The organism is Maribellus sediminis (assembly GCF_011799805.1).
Lineage (GTDB): Bacteria > Bacteroidota > Bacteroidia > Bacteroidales > Prolixibacteraceae > Draconibacterium > Draconibacterium sediminis_A.
In genome coordinates, this window is sequence record NZ_WXUB01000001.1 from 834,019 (window position 1) to 855,334 (window position 21,316).

The following is a 21,316-nucleotide window of genomic DNA, read 5'->3' on the forward strand; positions in this document are numbered from 1 at the left end:
CTTTTTATCTAATTATAGCCGCAATACGAATTTAAGATTGATGAGAATATCTTCGGTCTTTTATTGGTTGGTGTAAATAACAGATAGACAGCTGATAGAAAAAAAACCGAACTGAAAGATCAATCCGGATTTATCTGAAATGAGAATTTAGTTCTTTTTATACCAGTCCCTGAGCCATCATTGAATTGGCTACTTTTACAAAGCCGCCAATGTTAGCTCCTTTTACATAGTTGGTAAAATCGGAAGATTCAGAGCCATATTTTACACACATTTCATGAATGTTTTTCATGATTGAATGTAGTTTGGTATCTACCTCTTCGCGGCTCCAGGCCAGGCGCATGCTGTTTTGCGTCATTTCCAGTCCCGATACTGCCACACCTCCGGCATTGGCAGCTTTTCCAGGTCCATAAAGTATTTTAGTTGCCAAAAAGAGATGAACTGCTTCCTCGTTACTCGGCATGTTGGCACCTTCGGCTACAACAAAGCAACCATTGGTTATCAGCGTTTTGGCTTCTTCGAGGTTAATCTCATTTTCGGTGGCACATGGCAATGCTACATCGCATTTTATACTCCACGGGCGTTGACCTTTGAGGTACGGTACTCCATATTTTTCGGCGTATTCCTTGATTCGTCCACGGTGTGCATTTTTTAGTTCCATCACGTAAGACAGTTTTTCAGTGTCAATTCCATCAGGATCGTGGATTGAACCGCTTGAATCGGAAAGTGTGACAACTTTCCCACCAAGCTCGAGTACTTTTTCGCAGGCAAACTGGGCCACATTACCCGAGCCGGAGATGGCAACTGTTTTTCCTTTAAAACTTTCTCCCCGGGTTTTCATCATCTCCTCAGCAAAGTAAACAGCTCCGTATCCGGTGGCTTCGGGGCGTATCAGCGATCCACCCCATTCTACACCTTTCCCGGTAAGTACTCCCGTGAATTCGTTGCGCAATCGTTTATATTGTCCGAACAAAAAACCGATTTCTCGTCCGCCAACGCCAATGTCACCGGCCGGAACATCGGTATATTGTCCAATGTGGCGCGAAAGTTCCGTCATAAAACTTTGGCAGAACCGCATCACTTCGTTATCCGATTTATTTTTCGGATCGAAATCAGAACCACCTTTTCCACCGCCCATTGGCAACGAAGTCAGACTGTTTTTGAGAACCTGCTCAAAAGCCAGGAACTTCAGAATACTTTGGTTAACCGTTGGGTGAAAACGCAAGCCGCCTTTGTAGGGACCAATCGCGCTGTTCATTTCAACACGAAAACCCCTGTTGATGTTAATGTTTCCGCGATCATCAGTCCACGGAACACGGAACTGAATAATGCGTTCGGGCTCAATCAGCCGTTCCAGGATTTTAGCATGAAGGTAACGCGGATTGTCCAGTAAATAATCGGCCAGCGATTCTACTACTTCATGTACAGCCTGGTGAAATTCAGGTTGTCCCGGATCCTTACTTTTAGCGTATGCCATGAAGTCATCCACAAAAGACTTGCTGTTCTTGGTGTTCATTGTTCTGTATTTTGTATTATGCAGTTAAATTACGAAAAAAAAATGTTCTTATGTATTTGTTTTTCAGCATGTTGATAATGTGTCGGAAAAACAATTTGATACTTTTTTTATTGGTGAGATATTAATTCCTAACCAATGTGTTCAATTTCTGTGGAATGTGTAATATAGGATGGTATCCATTGCCGGGGAGGCTGGATGCTATCCGTATCCGTTAATGTTTCAGTTTTGAAATTGAAATGTTTTGAGAATAAAAAGGTAACATGCTCGGTTCATATACCTTGTTGCTTTCTTATAAATATTTCCCTACTTTCAAGATAAAAAATGCCATCTGTAGAAACTATTACTCCGTTGGTAGGTGGAGGTTACTATCATATTTACAATCGAGGTGCTAATAAGGGAAATATTTTTTTTCAGCCAGAAAACTACCAATACTTTTTAGCATTGTTAAAAAAGTACCTGTTGGATTCTGTTGAAGTTTTGGCATATTGTCTGTTGCCTAATCATTTTCACCTTCTTTTGAGAATTAGAGAATCACTTGATATAATGGATGCTAAAGGTCAGTTAGTTACCAGTATTACAGATGAGGCGGAAATTGGAAGGCTTGCATCAGAAAAATTCCGGCGTTTGTTTATTTCATATTCGCAGGCAATAAATCGTCAGGAGAAACGGACAGGTGGTCTTTTTAACAGGAATTTCAAACGAATTTTACTTGAAGAAGACGACCACTTAAAATATCTGTTTTTTTACATCCATTATAATCCTCAGAAACACGGTTTCTGCAAGAATTTCAAAACGTATAAATTCAGCTCGTTTCAGGCTTATCTTTCCAACAAATCCAGTTCTGTTTATCGGAAAATTGGATTGGATTTGTTCGATGGGGTGGATGGCTTTGTAAGATTTCATAATTATTTTCAAAGTGAGCGTGATTATCTGCATTTGGAATCGTAAAAATGAAAATCATCCGGTACCTGCAATATTTTTTGTTTTTTGGGAATTTACGGTTCAAAAAATGGATAGCATCGCTTTGGAGCGATGCCATCCAACAAAATACTTATCTTTGCGGCTTTAATTCAGAATCCTGTTCAATAAAGAAAAATGGAATATAAATTCGCAGAAATTGAGCCGAAATGGCAGCGCTATTGGGAAGAAAACAAAACATTTAAAACGGTCGACGATTATTCTAAGCCAAAATATTATATCCTCGATATGTTTCCGTACCCTTCGGGAGCGGGATTGCACGTAGGGCACCCTGAAGGTTATACCGCAACGGATATTCTGAGCCGTTACAAGCGGATGAAAGGCTTTAATGTGCTGCACCCGATGGGATATGATGCCTTTGGTTTGCCGGCCGAGCAATATGCCATTCAAACCGGTACGCACCCAGCGATTACAACACAAAAGAACTGCGATAATTTCCGTCGCCAGATTAAAGCCATAGGTTTGAGCTACGACTGGGACAGGGAGATAAACACTACCGATCCGAAATATTTCAAATGGACACAGTGGATCTTCAAAAAACTTTACGATACCTATTTTGATGAGGAACAGCAAAAAGGCCGTCCGATCTCGGAATTGGTAATTCCTGAAGCAGTAAAAGTTCAGGGCGAGGAAGCCGTAAAAACATACATCAGCGAAAAACGCCTGGCTTATTACGATAATGCACAGGTTTGGTGGTGTGATTCATGTAAAACGGTTTGCGCCAACGAAGAGGTGCTGACAGATGGTTCGCACGAAAAATGCGGACACCAGGTAGTTCGCAAAAACCTGAAACAATGGTTGCTCCGTATTCCGCATTATGGCGAACGTTTGCTGAGCGGTCTCGAAGGAGTTGACTGGCCGGAAGGTGTAAAAGACATGCAACGCAACTGGATTGGCAAATCAACCGGTGCTGAAGTCGATTTCCGGATCGATGGTTTGGATAAAAACCTGCGGGTTTACACCACACGCCCTGATACCTTGTTCGGAGCCACCTACATGGTAATTGCACCGGAACATGCCCTGGTAAATGAAATCACTACTGATGAACAACGTTCGTCGGTTGAAGCATATATAAAAGCTGCTGCGTTGAAATCGGATCTGGATCGTACCGATCTGGCGAAAGAAAAAACCGGTGTTTTTACCGGAAGATACGCGGTGAATCCTGTCAATAAGGAATTGATCCCAATTTGGGTGGCCGACTATGTTTTAATGGGCTACGGTACCGGAGCCATTATGGCAGTACCGGCTCACGATACCCGTGACTTTGAGTTTGCCAAGGAATTCAATATTCCGGTGATTTGCATCCTCGATCCGAAAAATGCGGAAAACCGTGACGAAGTATTGGCCGGCGATGCCTGCTGGACCGAAGACGGAGAATACATCCGTTCTGCCAGTGCCGAAACCGGACTCGATATTAACGGCCTGAATAAAACAGCAGGTATAGATAAAACTGTTGCCTGGCTCGAAGAAAACGGTCTGGGTAAAGCCACTGTAAATTTCAAATTGCGCGACTGGCTGTTTAGCCGTCAGCGTTACTGGGGCGAACCATTCCCGGTTATTCACTGGGAAGATGGTGAAGTAACTTTAGTGGAAGATGAAAATCTGCCATTGCAATTGCCCGAACTGGAAGAATACAAACCGAGCGAAAGCGGTGAATCGCCACTGGCAAATGCCGGTGATTGGTTGACCGTTACTGATAAAAACGGACGAAAAGGACGCCGCGAAACCAACACCATGCCGCAGTGGGCAGGTTCGTGCTGGTACTACCTGCGTTACATCGATCCGAATAACGAAGACAGTATTTTCGATGGTAAAAAAGAACAATACTGGATGCCGGTGGATTTGTATGTGGGCGGAGCCGAACACGCTGTTCTGCACTTGCTTTATTCACGTTTCTGGCACAAAGTGCTGTTCGATTTGGGAGTTGTTTCTACTGATGAACCGTTCCAGAAACTGTTTAACCAGGGAATGATCCTGGCTTTTGCATACGAAACTTCAACAGGTGCCAAAGTGGCCTCGGATTTGGTGGAGGAGAAAGATGGTAAGTATTTCCATACTGAAACCGGTGAAGAACTGAGACAAATTGTGGCAAAAATGTCGAAGTCGCTTAAAAATGTTGTGAATCCGGATGATGTGATCGAACGTTACGGTGCCGACTCGCTGCGTTTGTACGAAATGTTTATGGGACCACTCGATGAGCGTAAACCATGGGCTGAGAACGGTGTAAAAGGAGTGTTCAACTTCCTGGCACGCGCTTACCGTTTCTTCGCAAACACTGAAAATATTGTAGAAGGAGAGGAAGACAAGGAAGTGGCGAAACTGCTTCATCAAACGATCAAAAAAGTGGCTTTCGATATTGAAAACCTGAAGTTCAATACCGGAATCGCAGCGCTGATGATGTTTAATAACCTGGCCATTAAAAAAGGCAAGGTAACAAAGGCAACAGCACGCACTTTTGCGAAGATTCTTTCGCCTTATGCACCTCATATGGGAGAAGAGTTGTGGTCGATGTATGGTGATACGGAAACGCTGGCTTACGAACCGTGGCCTGAAGTTGACGAAAGCCTGTTGCAGGAAGCTACTTACGAGTACCCGGTTTCGTTTAACGGAAAAACGCGCTTTAAAATCGAACTTCCGGTGGATATGCCAAAAGAGGAGATCGAAAAAACAGTGCTGGCCGACGAGCGTTGTGCGAAATGGATGGAAGGAAAAACAGTACGGAAATTCATTTTTGTGCCGAAAAAGATCATCAATATTGCAATAGGTTAATATCGAAATCAAAATAAACAGAAAGGGATGGCAAAACTGCCATCCCTTTTTTCATGAAAAAAGCTTCTCTTAGAAACTCAATACCGCAGCTCCTTCTTTTACCCGTTCGTGTATGGCTACCGAGCCCACGATTTTTACTCCCTCAACCAAGTCTTCCTCGCTGTATCCGCGCACTTTGGCACAAGGTGGACATACGCTGATGCTGCAACCGTTGTTGAATACATTCTGGATCATTTCCTTCATGGTTGGATCTTCAGGATTCGGGCGTGCTTTTTCAGCTGCTCCTTTGCGTACCCAGTCGATGGCTGAGCTGACCAGGAAGATGGAAACATCCAGTCCGTTGTTAATACCTCCGTTAGCAATGCTCCATGCTACTGATGAGCGTTCGTCGTCGTGACCTCTCGAAATAACTACTACTAATTTTTGTTTTGCTTTCATGATGTTAAATTTTAATGGTGAATACTATTTGTATGATTAAAAAATGTTTTCGTTAAATGATTTTGGACTGCCGGGGGTGTAAACGTGTAAGCTTACGGCTGAAGCTCCGAAGGGATTGCCAACGGCGTGGTAACCCAGACGATCGTCGATGTAGGCGATGCTGCCTGCCCGGTAACCATTCGAGCAAAGAATCCGCTGCTTTTCATCGGTGGAATACCTCAGTTCCTCCAGTTTGCCGTGCAGTACCTTAAAAACGCATCCTCCGCTTGGGTGACCGTGAATGTCACTCACTTTTCCGGGTTTCCAGTGAATCAGCACTACTTTCATCCAGCTGTTGTCAACCAGAACGTGTCGTGTTTCCCTGTTTTTTAAAAATCGTTTTAGTTGATCGGGATCAAGAGTTGAAACCTGTTGCATTACCGGAACAAACTGAAGTGCTGAATAAGGCGCTTGTTTCGTGTGAAAAGTGTTAAACAATTCGCGGCAAACTGTTGCCAGGTTCGGAAGACTGCCGTTGCTCATTCCCAACGAGGCTTCCGGAGTTAAGAGCCGGCTTGTACCAAAGTTATTGGAGTTATTTGCCTGAACATCGTTATTGTTTTCGTAGCTTTTTTTCGATGTTCCTTTCAGAAAGAAGAAAGGAGAGAATCCGTTGTCGGATGTTTTTGCTGTGGTGTAAATCAAGTTTTTCATAGTTCTCTGTTTTTGTTGATACAAAGTTGAGAACTATCTGAGCGTCAGACTTTGCTAAAAAGTCCGAAGTATTGACTATTTAGTTCATGAGCTGAAATTTGATCAAAAAACCATCGATTTTTTGTATTCGGAAGGACTTTTACCTGTGATTTTTTTGAAAACCCGGCTAAAATGAGAGACATCTTCAAAGCCGGTTTCGTAAGCTATTTGCGTAATACTTTGGTTTGAATTTGCGATTATATTGGCTGCATGTTCTACGCGGCGCCGTGTTATCCATTTTCCGGGCGACTCGTTAAACAGCTGTTGGAATTCGCGCTTAAACGACGAAAGACTGCGGTGCGAAAGTTCGGCAAAATCTTCCAACTTCAGATTAAAGCAAAAATTCTTTTCCATAATCTGTTTAAGAGATGGCCGGTCGGTTTCGGTTAAACCTATAAAATAGGAGGTAAGCACCGGATCGCAATTTACCAGGTTGATCAGCAATTCTTTTAGTTTTAACACCAGAATCGGATCGGGCGGGCGGTTAACTCCCCTGAAATAGGTGAGCATGGAATTAAAATATCCTTCCAGATAATCGGATTCTTTTACAGGACGAGCTGTAAAATCAGCACTGTCATTTCCGGATTTTAAAACCTGATTCCCCTGCAATTCCTTTATGGTTTCGCGGATGAGTTCATCGGAGAGAAAAAAGCCAAGCATACAGTACTGGTCATCAAAATACTGATGGATAATTTCCGCTCCTTTTTTAAGGTAGAGTGTCTGTCCTGGTTCCAGGGTCCATTCGCCATAAAGCGTTTTATAGGTTTTCTTACCACTCAATACATATACAATGTAATCGTTTCTCGAAAAAATACCGATCTCTTCAGCCTCAATCGGGCAGGTGTACTCGAGGCACACTGTTTCCCTGAACTCAAACCGCTTAAAATTCAGGTTTTCCTTTACTATTTTGTAGAAATTAAGCACGGCAATTCGTTTTGGAGAATACAATTTAAGATATTTTAGTCGTTAATCAAAGCTGATTGGTTATACAAGGTGTTATTGCATAGTAGTTTAAGAGGAGTGTTGTTTGTTTTGTGCGTACAAAAGTCCGTGACAAAGCTATTGTTGGAAGTAAGTAATTATTGCCGGGTGACTTCAAAAATACTGAAATGTGTATCAGTAAATAACTGATAATGGGCTTTCGGATTTTGGAGGTATATGTTCATAATAACATTTTACTTAACTTGACCTTCGATGTTAGTTCAACACCATACTAACTGTGAGTAATGAGATAAAATCAATAAGGGAAAAAATTACTAATAAGATTATTCTTATTACCGTTGTTTTTTTGACTCCCGGTTACCTGGCATCCATTGCCCGATGGCTGGAATTTGGTTGGAAAGACATTTATGCCATTCATACAGTGATGTATGTGATGATCCTTACCCTTTATTATTTCCGAAACAAACTTAGTACAGAGTTAAAAGTATACATTCTTACTGCTTCCTACACAATCGTGGGTTTGGTTGCGCTTTGGTACCTTAGTTTTAGTGGTGTTCACTATTTTGTGATTATAGCTATTGCAATTGCCACCATATTAACCGAAAGAAGGATGGCAATAACTCTGATTTTATTTATTGGCTTCGCATATATAACCATTGCCATTCTGTTTATGATTGGGGCGATAGAGCCTAATTTCGACCTCAATGCACTTCCGAATTCCGTCATTCAATGGTCATCTGTTCTTTTCTCACTGCTTGCATTTTCTATAATATTTATTGAAGGTTTTGGGCAATTGTATCATAGGTTGCTCTTTTCAATTGATGATAAAGGTAAAATTGCAAAAGCACTTGAGCACCAGAACGAAGTTTTGCTAAAAACCCAGGGGCAACTCAACCAGAAAATTGAAGAGCTCAATAAACTGAATGTTCGCTTACAGGTCAGCGAAGAAAAGTACAGGAACATAGTTGATGTTTTTCCAGATGTACTGTACCGTTATTCGACCAAAAACGGAGGCTTGTTTTTTTCTGAAAGCATTAAAAATATTCTGGGATACGAGCCTTCGGAATTGGAATACAACGTGGAAAAGTGGCAGCAAATTATTCTGCCGGAGGATTGGAACACACTACACGAGCAATTAAGGACGTCAGTGATTAACGAAAGAAATTTACTGGAGAACCGGCTGCTGACCAAATCGGGTGAATGGATCTGGGTAAATAATGCTTTTGTAGTGCTTAAAAAAAATCAGGACGAAATACTTGTTGAAGGTCATTTTTCGGATATAACTGAAAAGAAGCGCATGGAGCTGATGTTAAAAGACAGCGAACAACGCTGGCAGTTTTCGGTTGATGGCAGCAATTTAGGACTTTGGGACTGGGATATTCCTTCGGGGAAGGTGTTTTTTTCCAGACGTTGGAAAAGTATGTTGGGGTATGAGGATCACGAAATTGCAGGAGATTTTATCGAGTGGGAAAACCGTGTACATCCGGATGATTTACCCGAAGCTAAAAGAAAGCTTGAAGAGTGTTTTGCAAATAAAGAAGTTCATTATTTAAGTGAATTCAGAATGCGCTGCAAGGACGGTTCGTATAAATGGATTCTGGACCGAGGAAAAGTATTGTCGTACGACGAAGATGGTAAGCCGCTGAGAATGATTGGCACACATGCCGACATAACAGAGAAGAAGCTGGCAGAATTTGAATTGAAAAGGATAAACAGCACCAAGGACAAGCTGTTCTCCATTATTGCCCACGACCTGAAAAGCCCTTTTAATTCGATGATCGGATTATCGGAAATACTTAAAAACAATTTCGATGAACTGGATGTGAAAAGTAAAAAGAAATTTGTTAAAGCGGTTCACGGTGGGATTCTGGAAACTTATGATTTGCTCGAAGACCTCCTGCTCTGGGCCAGTACCCAGCGCGACACTATTGCTTTTAATTCAGAACCGCTGGACCTCCAGAAATTGATAACCCAGGTAAAAGGTACTTTGAAGTTGGCTGCTGATGCGAAAACTATTAGCATTCTATCGCAGATACCCGCCGGTACAATAGTGAATGCCGACCGCTTTATGCTGGCCGCTATTTTGCGTAACCTGATTTCGAATGCGATAAAATTCACGCCAAAGGGCGGTGAGATCATTATTAGTCTGGATACACTGTCAAAGGAAAACAAACGGTTTTCAAAAATTGGTGTCCACGATAATGGAGTGGGTGTTACGCCTGAAAACCAGGCCACTATTTTTGATGTTGACGGAAACACGTCGACAAAAGGTACCGAAAATGAGAAAGGATCCGGAATGGGGCTTTCAATTTGTTACGAGTTTGTAAAAAAACATGGTGGTACTATTTGGCTTGAAAGCGAACCCGGAAAAGGATCCAACTTCTATTTTACGCTTCCTGATTCTACGGTGAGTTAAGGTGCGTATTGAAGAAAAAGTGATTTTCAAATGCCGGAAATTCGCTTTCAATGATTTCATATTCAGTTTGTTCAATTTATTCTGCATTTCCTATTTTTTTTAGTTGAATTATTTTGAAATACTGATAAACTTCAGGCTTTTAACAAGAAACTGTTTGTTTTTTTGCGGCCGAATTTAACCTCAAAAAAGTAAGTGATGTTTACGAAAATTACTGCAGCTAATCATAACCTTTTTAAAGTAATCGAAGATTACGGAATCATGACCTTTGGCTTGTTTCTGTTTGCCATGTCGTGGGTAGTTTTTATCATACCTGCTCAGATCACCGGAGGTGGAGTGAGTGGGGTGGCAGCAGTGCTATATTATGCAACAAAGATTCCGGTAAGTATAACCTACCTCAGTATTAATGCGGTACTTGTGATAATAGCCATAAAAGTACTGGGTGCCAATTTCGGGGTAAAAACCATTTACAGCATCCTGGTTATCACCGCCTTTTTTGCCATTTTTCAGAATTTGGTTAAGCAGCCTTTGGTTGATGATATGTTCTTATCCTCTGTTTTAGGTGGCGGACTCAGCGGCATCGGGCTGGGGCTTGTATTTTCGCGTGGTGGGAGCACTGGCGGTACCGATATTATCGCCATGATAATTACCAAATACAGAAATGTGAGCCCCGGGCGTGTTATTATGCTTTGCGATGTTATAATAATCGGCTCGGTTTTTCTGGTATTCCGGTCAGTTGAAAAAATGGTTTACGGTTATGTGGTAATGTGGGTGGTTTCTTATGCGCTCGATTCGTTTCTGAGTGGCGCCAACCGCTCCGCGCAAATGTTTATTATTTCGAAAAAGTACGAGGAAATTTCAGAATTCATCAATAAGGAAGCCATCCGCGGGGTAACACTTCTCGAAGGATCGGGGTGGTATACCAAACAGAATGTAAAAGTTATTATGTCAGTTGTCCGTAAAAAAGAGACCGGGGCTATATTTAGAAAAATCAAACATATCGATCCGGATGCTTTTATTTCGATGGGCAGCGTAATGGGTGTTTACGGGCAGGGTTTCGATAAACTTAAACTCTGATGTTGAACTTCCGTTAGTCAGCTCATTCTAAATTACCGCGAAGATGACATACTTAAGTTCCGTTTTAATCAGTTTTCTTATTTTTGCCTAATTAAAGCGAAACAGTATGTTGAAATTTATCAGATTGACTTTTGTGGGGCTTGGACTGTTCATCGCATTCTCCCAGTTCTCGTGCAGCTCGAAAGCTGAAAAACGGGTTGAGCAAATTCCTCAGGATACGATTGTTCCGGTGAAAGAACCGGTTTTAAAATACGGTTTGCCTGTCGATTCGTTCGACGTGGAATACGGTAAGGTTAGAAACAACCAGTACCTCAGCCAGATTTTGAACGAGAAAGGAGTGAGCATGGTCACCATCGACAAGATTGCCCGAAAATCAAGGTCGATATTTGATGTGCGTAAAATTAAAAGTGGCGAACCTTATGCCATTTTCTCATCGCGAGATTCAGTTCCCACAGCCAAATATTTTGTTTACGAAAATTCAGCGGTCGACTATACCGTATTCGAACTGTTCGATACGCTTGGAATTATACAAGGTAGCAAGGAAGTGAGAACCGAAATGCGCACCGCTCAGGGGGTGGTTGAAACTTCGTTGTGGAACAGCATGGTCGACAATGGTCAGGATCCGATGCTTGCACTCGAGTTGTCGGATATTTTTGCCTGGACGATCGACTTCTTCGCCATTCAACAGGGCGACCGCTTCCGGGTAATTTACGACGAAATGTTTGTCGATTCAGTGCCAATCGGAATTGGCGAAATTTATGCCGTTCAGTTCGATCATTATGGCGAGGAAAACTATGCTTTTCTTTTCGATCAGGATGATCGCCTTGATTATTTCGACGATAAAGGGCAAAGTTTGCGGAAAGCATTTTTGAAAGCTCCTTTACAGTTCTCACGTATTAGTTCGCGTTTTTCCAAAAGCAGAATGCATCCGGTTCTTCGTATTCGCCGCCCACACCAGGGGGTAGATTATGCCGCCGCCAAAGGTACTCCCGTAATGAGTATTGGCGATGGTACTGTAATTGCCCGTGCCTATCAGAAAAACGGCGGCGGAAATTACGTGAAAATCAAACATAACTCTGTTTATACTACCACCTATATGCACCTTTCAGGTTTCGGCAAAGGAGTCAGCACCGGGGCACGAGTGAAACAAGGCCAAGTTATTGGTTATGTTGGTGCTACCGGAATTGCTACCGGCCCTCACCTCGATTTCAGGGTACAAAAAAACGGAAGTTATGTTGATCCCTTAACTGTAAAAGCTCCGCCGGTAGAACCGGTCAAAGAAGAGAACATGGAACGTTATGTCGTCTTACGAGATTCCATGATGAACGAACTTCAGAAGATTAAATGGGCCGAAGATCTGGATGTTCTCGTTAGTAAATAATTACGACAATTCTTTTATCCGTTTGTTGTTCGATTTCCCCCGTTGTTTTAATTGGTAAATAGTTCGGATGGATTGATCTGAACTTTAGCTTGTTACGGCTATCCAGTCACTACAGCTTTCTTTTCCTGTACGCCGTTTAGAATGATTTTAAAATACTAAAGTTCATTGCTTTAACGTATATCTAAATTATTATATACGTAAATTTAAAGATCAATAAAAAACCAGGAACGGATGGGGAGGTTGGCACACACTGTTTATCTGGCAGTCTTAACCGGAATTGTAGTATTCGTATTTATTACGCTGGCTTTTTATGGCCGGTCGTATTATACCACACCCTTTCATGAACGCCATTTCCACGAACAAAATGAGTTGCTGAAACCATCGGGTTTTGTTGGGCACGGAATTGGTATCGCCGGATCAGCTTTTATGGTTATCGGTGTTTTTGGCTACATGGCACGAAAACGCTTTCGACGCTTATCTCGTATTGGTATCCTTAAGCACTGGCTCGAATTTCATATTTTCCTTTGCACGCTCGGGCCCGTTCTGGTGCTTTACCACACTTCTTTCAAATTCGGCGGGATAGTTGCCGTTAGTTTCTGGAGCATGGTTGCCGTGGTTGTAAGTGGCATTATCGGCCGATATATTTACCTGCAAATACCACGTACTATCGAAGGTCGCGAAATGAGCTTGAACGATCTGAATTCGATGGAAACAGATCTTTACGACCGCTTAAAAGATCAGTTTCAGGTTGCACCTCAAACACTGACGAAAATGAACACCGCATTGTTGCAGGCTGTGCAGCCAGAAGAAACGAATTACCTGATCCGTATCGTAAAACGATTCCTCTTCGAACAAAAACTGGTCAGGCAGATCAAGCAGGAACTCAGGGATCAGGGAATAAAAGGAAGAAACATGCGGAAAGCTACCCGCATTTTCAAATCGAAAATAATCCTGAACAGAAGGATCGCCTGGCTTTCGTCGATGCAGAATTTTCTGCGCTACTGGCATGTGGCTCATTTGCCATTTGCCTTGATTATGCTGGTAATTATGATTGTACACATCGTTATTGCAGCGCTTTTTGGTTACACCTGGATATTTTGAACATGGAAAATTTCTTGGAAAAAATAATTATCTACGGTGCCGTCAGCATTTTCCTGATCGGCGTAGTTTATGTATATATCAGGAAGCTGCGTCGGGAGTCGAAAATTGTTGGTGAAAAGATCAGGGTTGCAAAAGAAGAAGGCCTGCACGAGCCGGTGTCGCTTCATCCGGTGGTGGATGTGAACTCGTGTATTCAGAGTGGTGCCTGCATCCGGGCTTGTCCCGAACACGATATTCTGGGCATTCAGAACGGAAAAGCTACAGTAATTAATGCCAGCCGCTGTGTGGGTCACGGCGCCTGTTTTCATGCCTGCCCTACACAGGCAATTTCACTTTTTATCGGAACGGAAAAACGCGGCGTAGATCTGCCGCATGTAAATCAATTTTTCGAATCGAATGTCAAGGGCATTTTCATAGCAGGCGAAATGGGTGGCATGGGACTGATTAAAAATGCGGTTGAGCAGGGTCGACAAGCAGTTAATAATCTTGCCCGGGGAATTGACAAGAAAAGTGAAGAGGATTACGATCTGGTTATCGTTGGTGCCGGGCCTGCCGGTATCGCATCAACACTTGAGGCCCATCGTCTGAAGTTAAAAACCATCACGCTGGAACAGGATTCATTGGGTGGAACTGTTTCCAGTTTTCCCCGATCAAAAATTGTTATGACTTCTCCGATGGATCTGCCGCTACACGGAAAAGTAAAGCTCTTCGAAACCGGCAAGGCAGAATTGTTGGAGCTTTGGAACGAGGTGCTTTCAAAAAATGCCATTCAAATTGCAGAGAAAAAGAAAGTCGATCGCATCGTGCAGCAAAACGGCGGTTTCGAAGTACAGTGCAACGACGGAAGCAACTTTTCTACCCAACGAGTATTATTGGCGATTGGAAGGAGAGGAACACCCCGAAAGCTCAATGTTCCGGGTGAACATCTGCCTAAAGTTTTTTACCGTTTACTGGAACCCGAGTTGATCCACAATAAAAATATACTGGTAGTGGGAGGTGGCGATTCGGCCATTGAATCGGCACTTCTGCTGGCTTTGCAGAATCAGGTTACGCTTTCATATCGAAAGGATACTTTCTCGCGATTAAAGTCTAAAAACAAACAGAATCTCGATACTGCGATTGCTGAAAAGCAATTTGAGGTGGTGCTGAATTCAAATGTGGTAAAGATTGAAAAGGATTCCGTTCTGCTTGAATTAAATGACCACGAAGAAATTTCAATTCCGAACGATCTGGTGTACATTTTTGCCGGAGGCGAGCTGCCAACCGACTTCCTGAAAAGTGCAGGCATTTTAATAACACGGAAGTTTGGTGAAGCAGTATTGAAACACGAAAAACGATAAATGAACGGTGGATTAAAATATGGTGTAATATTTCTGTTGATGCTGGTGAATACCGCGTTACTGGCACAGATCTCGCCAGGCGAGCTTTCAAAAGCTCATGCTCATCTCGAAGGTTTGACGAACTGCACCAAATGTCATGTTTTGGGTGAACAGGAAACAACTTCGAAATGCCTCGATTGCCACAAGGAGATCAAAGCTTTGATCGATCAGAACAAAGGTTATCATGCTTCGGTTGAGGCAAAAGGGAAGAAGTGTGCCCAATGTCACGGCGAGCATTTTGGACGCGATTTCAAAATTGTGCGTTTCGAGCCGGAGAATTTTGACCACCAGCTAGCAGGTTTTAAACTGGAGGGCAAACATGCTGCGATTAAATGCGCCGATTGCCATAAAGCAGAACTGATTGCCACAAAATTATCGCAAAAAAAGCAGCCGGGTACTTTTCTGGGAATGGGAACCGATTGTACTTCGTGTCATGAAGATGTGCATCAAAACACGCTTTCGAAAACCTGTACGCAATGCCACAGTCAGGATGCATTTAAACCGGCAACGGGTTTCGATCATTCAAAAACCGATTTTGTACTGATCGGGCAACACAAGGGAACAGCCTGTATAAAATGTCACCCTATCACCACACTCAACGAAAAGGAATTTCAGCAGTTTGCCGGCCTCGAATTTGGCACATGCACCAATTGTCACGACGATGTACACGATAATAAATTTGGCTCGGATTGCCGGAAATGTCACAACGAATTTTCTTTTAAACAGGTAAATACAGCTTCCACTTTCAATCATAATCACACCGACTATCCTTTGCTGGGTAAACACCTTGGCGTGGATTGTAAAAGTTGCCACAAAAGCGGGAGTTATACACGGGCCTTAAAATTTCAGCGTTGCACCGATTGCCACCGTGATTATCACGAAGGACAGTTGGCAAAAAAAGGTGTGTCGCCCGATTGCGAGTCCTGTCATTCAGTAAATGGATTTTCTACTTCGTCATATTCAATCATGCGGCACAATCAAAGTCAGTTTGCACTGGAAGGGGCGCACATGGCCACACCGTGTTTTGCCTGCCACAAATCAGGTGAAAAATGGAATTTCAGCATTCCCGTAAATCGATGTGTCGACTGTCACGAAAACATTCATAGAGATGTGCTGGATAATAAGTACATGCCCGAATCGGATTGCAAGGCTTGTCATAACAATGATGTATGGAAGCAAGTTTCATTCGACCATAACACCACCAATTTTAAACTTCTTGGAAAGCATGCACAGCAAACCTGCCGTGATTGTCATTTCCGGGAAAGCGATGGAATTGTAAAACAACAGTTTTCAACACTTTCTGAGAGTTGTGAAAACTGTCACGAGGATATTCATTTCAAACAATTTGAAGTACTGGGGAAAAATGATTGCACGCGTTGCCACACCTATAATAACTGGCTGCCCGACAAGTTCAATCATGCTGATGCGCGTTTCAAACTCGATGGGAAACACGAAGGCCTGCAATGTTTGGCCTGCCACAAGCCCACCGATGGATTGATCAGGAATTACATTGTTTACAAATTTGAAGACATATCATGCAAAAGTTGTCATTAATGCTTTTGATTGTATTCTGGGCTTTGTCGGTAAAGGCGCAGGATAATCCGCATGGCGACGATCTGAAGTTTGACTGTTTGGATTGCCACACCACCGAAGGCTGGATCTTTTCTGCAGCCACTGCGAAGTTCGATCACAATAAAACCACTTTCAAGTTGGAAGGTCAGCACGTGGCGACGGATTGTAAAGCCTGTCATTCGAGCCTTGTTTTTTCAGAAGCCAAAACCAACTGCATGGATTGCCACACCGATATGCATAACACTACCCTGGGAATGGACTGCGCACGTTGTCACGACCCGAAATCGTGGCTGGTTTCAAACATTACCGAAATACACCAGGCAAGCCGGTTTCCTTTGCTGGGAGCACATAATACTGCCGATTGTGCCGACTGCCACACCTCGGCTTCGAAGCTCGAGTTTCAGCCACTTGGCATAGAGTGTATCGATTGTCACCGGCAGGATTACGAAGCCACTACCAATCCGAATCATGCCCAGGCGGGCTTGTCAACCGATTGTATTGAGTGTCACAAAATCGATGCTTTTTCATGGAGCTCTCAAGGCTTTAACCACGACTTTTTCCCGTTGAGTAAGGGGCACGAAATTAATGATTGTGCGGCCTGTCATACTGCCGGAGTTTTTGAGCCCATTTCTTCGGATTGTTACTCGTGTCATCAAAACGATTATTTAACTGCCGCCAATCCATCGCATCAGAATTCCGGCTTTACTACAACTTGCACTGATTGTCATACCACAGCCCCCGGCTGGCAACCTGCTAAATTTGATATTCACGACGATTATTATTTTCCGATTTTCTCAGGTAAACACCGTGGCGAGTGGGAGAGCTGCACCGATTGTCACACCCAACCCGAAAGCTACGCCGTTTTTAGTTGTACCGGTTGTCACGAGCACAACCAGAACAAAATGGATGATGAACACCGCGGTATTAACGGGTACTCCTACAATAGCTTAGCTTGTTATGCTTGCCACCCGATGGGAAGGGAAGAAGGAGCATTTAATCACGAAACCACAGGTTTTTCGTTGAAAGGGGCACATGTCCAAACCGATTGTCTGGAGTGTCACTCCAATGGTTTTTCAGGTACATCAAACGAATGTGCAAGTTGTCATATCAATAGTTATAATGAAGCCGCAAACCCGGTGCATCTTACAGCCGGAATTTCCACCGAGTGTCAGGTCTGCCATACTGAAGAAGGTTGGATTCCATCGCAATTCGATCATACTGCAACCAGTGGGTTTGAACTCACAGGTGGCCATTCAGGAAGACAATGTGCCGACTGCCACCTTGGAACCACAACGGCTGCGAGTTCAGAATGCATTACCTGCCACCAGGCCAATTTCAATGAAGCACCCAATCATCTGGCGCAGAATTATCCAACTGAATGTTTGCAATGCCACACGGTGAACAGTTGGGAGGCCGTGAATTTTGATCATAACCTGACGAACTTTCCGTTGACTGGAGCACATATTGCCACGGAGTGTTCGGCGTGCCACTCCGATGGTTACACCGGTACTTCGATGCTGTGTAATTCGTGCCATGCAGAGAATTACAACCAGGCACAAAATCCGATACACAGTACTGCCGGATTATCTACCGAATGTGAAAACTGCCATACCACCACCGCGTGGATTCCATCGCAATTTGACCATACAGCAACCAGTGGTTTTGAACTTACTGGCGGCCATTCAGGAAGACAATGTGCCGACTGCCACCTTGGAACCACAACTGCTGCAAGTTCAGAATGCATTTCCTGTCATCAGGCTAATTTCAACAGTGCGCCCAATCATTTGGCACAGAATTATCCAACCGAATGTTTGCAATGCCACACTGTGAACAGTTGGGAGGCTGTTAATTTTGATCATAACCTGACGAACTTCCCCTTGACCGGAGCACATATTGCTACCGAATGTTCGGCGTGCCACACCGATGGTTATACCGGGACTTCGATGTTGTGTAATTCTTGTCATGCAGAGAATTATAACCAGGCACAAAATCCAATACACAGCACCGCCGGATTATCTACCGAATGTGAAAACTGCCATACCACGACCGCCTGGATTCCATCGCAATTCGATCATACTGCAACCAGTGGGTTTGAACTCACAGGTGGCCATTCAGGAAGACAATGTGCCGACTGCCATCTGGGAACAACAAGTGCAGCGAGTTCAGAATGCATTTCCTGTCACCAGGCTAATTTCAACAATGCGCCCAACCATTTGACACAGAATTATCCAACCGAATGTTTGCAGTGCCATACCGTTAACAGTTGGGACGCTGTGAATTTCGATCATAGCCTGACGAACTTCCCGCTCACCGGAGCACACATTGCCACGGAATGTTCGGCTTGCCATACCGATGGTTATACCGGTACCTCGATGCTGTGCAATTCGTGCCATGATGATAATTATAACCAGGCACAAAATCCGATACACAGTACTGCCGGATTATCTACCGAATGTGAAAACTGCCATACCACCACCGCGTGGATTCCATCGCAATTCGACCATACTGTGACCAGTGGATTTGAACTCACTGGCGGCCATTCCGAAAGACAGTGTGCTGACTGCCACCTTGGAACCACAACGGCTGCGAGTTCAGAATGCATTACCTGCCATCAGGCGAATTTCAACAATGCGCCCAACCATTTGACACAGAATTATCCAACCGAATGTTTGCAATGCCACACGGTTAACAGTTGGGATGCTGTAAATTTTGATCATAACCTAACGAATTTCGCGCTTACCGGAGCACATATTGCCACAGAATGTTCGGCATGCCATTCCGATGGTTATACCGGGACTTCAATGTTGTGCAGCGCTTGTCATACAGCGGATTACAACGCAAGTATAAACCCAAGTCACGGATCACTGGGGCTCTCTACTTCCTGCGATGATTGTCATACCACTAACCCGGGGTGGGAGCCTGCGCTGTTTCCAAATCACAACGATTATTATGCGCTGAATGGTGATCATGCAACGGTTGCAAGTAATTGCTTTTTATGTCACGAGGGAAATTATTCAAACACGCCGAACACCTGTTACGGGTGTCATGCCTCAGATTATAATACTACTACAGACCCTTCTCACCTGGCGGCAAACTTTCCAACCGAGTGTCAAACTTGTCATACGGAAACGGCCTGGGTGCCTTCTACTTTTGATCACGACGGGCAATATTTCCCCATTTACAGCGGACGTCACAATGGCGCTTGGAACTCCTGTGCCGATTGTCATACGCAGGCTACAAATTATGCTGTGTTCTCGTGTATTACCTGTCACGAACACAATCAAACTGAAACCGACAGCCGTCATACTGATGTGAGCGAATATGTATATACAGCAACCAGTTGCTTTGATTGTCACCCGAATGGATTTGCCGGAGATGATTAGCCGAATTCCACATAGAAGCTCGTTGGTTTTGCTGATACTGTTTTTTTGCGGGATCATAAATGGCTATTCACAGGAAAAGTACAGGCAGGGAACTGTTTCGTATATCAGTGGCGATAACATTTATGTGAAGTTTGAAACCACGGCCGGAATTGAAAACGGGGATACGCTTTTTGTATTTAAGGAACAGGCATACATACCGGCACTGGTAGTTCAGCATCAATCTTCCATTTCGTGTTTATGTACTGCCCTTGGAGACCTCACTTTCAAAACATCGGATTTGATTTTTAATCGCGAAAAGTCTTTGCCGAAAAGCGATGTTATTCCCGTTATTGCTGAGCAGGAACTTCCTGAAAAGGATGTGAGCCAGCAAGTGTTGACAGCGACGGAACCAACAAATCAGAAAAAAAATACGCCGGATTTTTCAGGGAAATTGCGTTTATCGTCATACTCCAATTTCTCGAATGTATCGGACGATATGCATCGCTTTCGTTACACATTTTCGGCACTGGCTTCGAATGTTTCAGGTTCAAATCTCTCTGCCGAAACCTATATTTCGTTTACCCATAAATTGAACGAATGGGACGTGGTGAAAGAGAACCTGAACGATGCACTTAAAATTTACAGCCTGGCCCTGCGCTACGATTTCACAGAATCAACTTCGCTGTGGCTGGGGCGTAAAATAAATCCACACGTAGCCAATGTTGGTGCAGTGGATGGTATTCAGTTTGAATACGATTTCAAGAATTTCTACGCGGGTATTATTGCCGGATCGCGCCCCGATTATTACGATTATGGCTATAATTTCGATCTGTTTGAATATGGTGCCTATTTCGGCCACAGCCGGAAGGTTGAGCATGGTTTTGTGCAGTCGTCGCTGGCTTTTTTCGAACAGCGAAATGCGGGAAATGTTGATCGCCGCTTTGCTTATTTTCAGCACACCAACTCAGCCGTTAAAAATCTGAATCTTTTTACTTCCTTCGAAATCGATTTGTATAAACTCGAAAACAATCAACCCAAAAATACGCTGAGTCTTACCAGTTTATATTTGTCGGCGAATTACCGTTTTTCAAGGCAGTTGTCGCTGTTTGCTTCTTACGATAACCGGAAGAATGTGATCTACTACGAAACGTTCAGAAACATAACCGACGAAATTCTTCAGCAGGCAAGCCGGCAGGGAGTACGGGTTCGCATGAATTTCCGCCCCATAAATTACCTGATCGTAAGTGCCAGCGCTGGCACGCGTTTCAGTGAAAACGATCCGAGACCTACCAAAACAGTAAATGGTTTTGTTACCTGGTCCCGGTTGCCAGGAATAAATGCGTCTTTAAGTTTAAGCGGAAACCTGATGCAAACCAGCTACCTCGATGGCCAGGTGTACGGTGCACGGTTGTCGAAAGATCTGATTGACGGGAAGTTGTATTCCATGCTTTATTACAGGTGGGTTGATTTCAACTATGTCAATTCTCTTTCAAGTTTGAAACAACACATCGGAGAGATCGATTTTTCTTATCGATTCAACAAAAATTTTTACTTCTCTGTTAACTTTGAAGCCACTATTCAGGAAAAAGATATTTTTAATCGGTTATATTTAAGCCTGAGAAAGAATTTTTAGAATAGAGGAGTTTAATTTATTAAATA

General features: G+C 43.4%; 14 protein-coding genes. 10 read left to right on the forward strand and 4 right to left on the reverse strand.

Annotation, left to right across the window (positions count from 1 at the left end):
• Positions 1–157: 157 nt before the first annotated feature.
• Positions 158–1,513, reverse strand: coding sequence for an NADP-specific glutamate dehydrogenase (gene gdhA, locus HFD85_RS03255; protein ID WP_167605167.1), 1,356 nt, complete (start codon positions 1,511–1,513; stop codon positions 158–160).
• 321 nt (positions 1,514–1,834) lie between these two features.
• On the opposite strand from gdhA, the gene HFD85_RS03260 reads away from it, so the two are divergent.
• The gene (locus HFD85_RS03260) at positions 1,835–2,461 is read left to right on the forward strand and encodes a hypothetical protein (protein WP_167605168.1); all 627 of its coding nucleotides are present in this window, start codon (positions 1,835–1,837) and stop codon (positions 2,459–2,461) included.
• 147 nt (positions 2,462–2,608) lie between these two features.
• Positions 2,609–5,260 carry a leucine--tRNA ligase gene (gene leuS / locus HFD85_RS03265; RefSeq protein ID WP_167605169.1) on the forward strand — a complete coding sequence of 884 codons (2,652 nt, stop codon included), beginning with the start codon at positions 2,609–2,611 and terminating at the stop codon, positions 5,258–5,260.
• A gap of 69 nt (positions 5,261–5,329) precedes the next feature.
• Here leuS and HFD85_RS03270 read toward each other — a convergent pair whose 3' ends face one another.
• The 3 genes from HFD85_RS03270 to HFD85_RS03280 all read right to left on the reverse strand — a co-directional run bounded on the left by HFD85_RS03270 (position 5,330) and on the right by HFD85_RS03280 (position 7,354).
• Positions 5,330–5,698, reverse strand: coding sequence for a DsrE family protein (locus tag HFD85_RS03270; RefSeq protein WP_167605170.1), 369 nt, complete (start codon positions 5,696–5,698; stop codon positions 5,330–5,332).
• A gap of 36 nt (positions 5,699–5,734) precedes the next feature.
• Positions 5,735–6,391 carry a cysteine dioxygenase gene (locus HFD85_RS03275; RefSeq protein ID WP_167605171.1) on the reverse strand — a complete coding sequence of 219 codons (657 nt, stop codon included), beginning with the start codon at positions 6,389–6,391 and terminating at the stop codon, positions 5,735–5,737.
• 102 nt (positions 6,392–6,493) lie between these two features.
• Positions 6,494–7,354 (reverse strand): helix-turn-helix domain-containing protein, encoded by an 861-nt coding sequence (locus tag HFD85_RS03280; RefSeq protein ID WP_167605172.1) that lies wholly within the window; start codon positions 7,352–7,354, stop codon positions 6,494–6,496.
• Positions 7,355–7,649: 295 nt separating this feature from the next.
• On the opposite strand from HFD85_RS03280, the gene HFD85_RS03285 reads away from it, so the two are divergent.
• From HFD85_RS03285 to HFD85_RS03320, 8 genes are all read left to right on the forward strand, one after another.
• Positions 7,650–9,788: a sensor histidine kinase gene (locus HFD85_RS03285; RefSeq protein ID WP_167605173.1), complete on the forward strand. Its 2,139-nt coding sequence runs from the start codon at positions 7,650–7,652 to the stop codon at positions 9,786–9,788.
• A gap of 195 nt (positions 9,789–9,983) precedes the next feature.
• Complete coding sequence (locus HFD85_RS03290; RefSeq protein ID WP_167605174.1) at positions 9,984–10,862, forward strand: YitT family protein; 879 nt, start codon at positions 9,984–9,986, stop codon at positions 10,860–10,862.
• 106 nt (positions 10,863–10,968) lie between these two features.
• Positions 10,969–12,243, forward strand: coding sequence for a M23 family metallopeptidase (locus HFD85_RS03295; RefSeq protein WP_167605175.1), 1,275 nt, complete (start codon positions 10,969–10,971; stop codon positions 12,241–12,243).
• A 231-nt stretch (positions 12,244–12,474) separates the two neighbouring features.
• The gene (locus HFD85_RS03300; protein ID WP_167605176.1) at positions 12,475–13,344 is read left to right on the forward strand and encodes a hypothetical protein; all 870 of its coding nucleotides are present in this window, start codon (positions 12,475–12,477) and stop codon (positions 13,342–13,344) included.
• Positions 13,345–13,346: 2 nt separating this feature from the next.
• A complete protein-coding gene (locus HFD85_RS03305; protein ID WP_167605177.1) occupies positions 13,347–14,684 on the forward strand; it encodes an NAD(P)-binding domain-containing protein in 1,338 nt (445 codons plus the stop codon).
• Complete coding sequence (locus HFD85_RS03310) at positions 14,685–16,277, forward strand: cytochrome c3 family protein (protein WP_167605178.1); 1,593 nt, start codon at positions 14,685–14,687, stop codon at positions 16,275–16,277. It abuts the gene before it with no gap.
• The gene (locus HFD85_RS03315; protein ID WP_167605179.1) at positions 16,277–19,678 is read left to right on the forward strand and encodes a multiheme c-type cytochrome; all 3,402 of its coding nucleotides are present in this window, start codon (positions 16,277–16,279) and stop codon (positions 19,676–19,678) included. Before HFD85_RS03310 ends, HFD85_RS03315 begins: the two co-directional genes overlap by 1 nt.
• Positions 19,671–21,290, forward strand: coding sequence for a hypothetical protein (locus tag HFD85_RS03320; protein WP_167605180.1), 1,620 nt, complete (start codon positions 19,671–19,673; stop codon positions 21,288–21,290). Before HFD85_RS03315 ends, HFD85_RS03320 begins: the two co-directional genes overlap by 8 nt.
• The last annotated feature ends 26 nt before the right edge of the window (positions 21,291–21,316 follow it).

Excerpts from the sequence above, each read along its gene's own strand:
- HFD85_RS03305 (WP_167605177.1), top strand. The coding sequence starts at position 13,347 with ATGGAAAATTTCTTGGAAAAAATAATTATCTACGGTGCCGTCAGCATT.
- HFD85_RS03315 (WP_167605179.1), top strand. The coding sequence starts at position 16,277 with ATGCTTTTGATTGTATTCTGGGCTTTGTCGGTAAAGGCGCAGGATAAT.
- HFD85_RS03310 (WP_167605178.1), top strand. The coding sequence starts at position 14,685 with ATGAACGGTGGATTAAAATATGGTGTAATATTTCTGTTGATGCTGGTG.
- HFD85_RS03300 (WP_167605176.1), top strand. The coding sequence starts at position 12,475 with ATGGGGAGGTTGGCACACACTGTTTATCTGGCAGTCTTAACCGGAATT.
- HFD85_RS03295 (WP_167605175.1), top strand. The coding sequence starts at position 10,969 with ATGTTGAAATTTATCAGATTGACTTTTGTGGGGCTTGGACTGTTCATC.
- leuS (WP_167605169.1), top strand. The coding sequence starts at position 2,609 with ATGGAATATAAATTCGCAGAAATTGAGCCGAAATGGCAGCGCTATTGG.
- HFD85_RS03260 (WP_167605168.1), top strand. The coding sequence starts at position 1,835 with ATGCCATCTGTAGAAACTATTACTCCGTTGGTAGGTGGAGGTTACTAT.
- HFD85_RS03320 (WP_167605180.1), top strand. The coding sequence starts at position 19,671 with ATGATTAGCCGAATTCCACATAGAAGCTCGTTGGTTTTGCTGATACTG.
- HFD85_RS03275 (WP_167605171.1), bottom strand. The coding sequence starts at position 6,391 with ATGAAAAACTTGATTTACACCACAGCAAAAACATCCGACAACGGATTC.
- HFD85_RS03290 (WP_167605174.1), top strand. The coding sequence starts at position 9,984 with ATGTTTACGAAAATTACTGCAGCTAATCATAACCTTTTTAAAGTAATC.
- HFD85_RS03270 (WP_167605170.1), bottom strand. The coding sequence starts at position 5,698 with ATGAAAGCAAAACAAAAATTAGTAGTAGTTATTTCGAGAGGTCACGAC.
- gdhA (WP_167605167.1), bottom strand. The coding sequence starts at position 1,513 with ATGAACACCAAGAACAGCAAGTCTTTTGTGGATGACTTCATGGCATAC.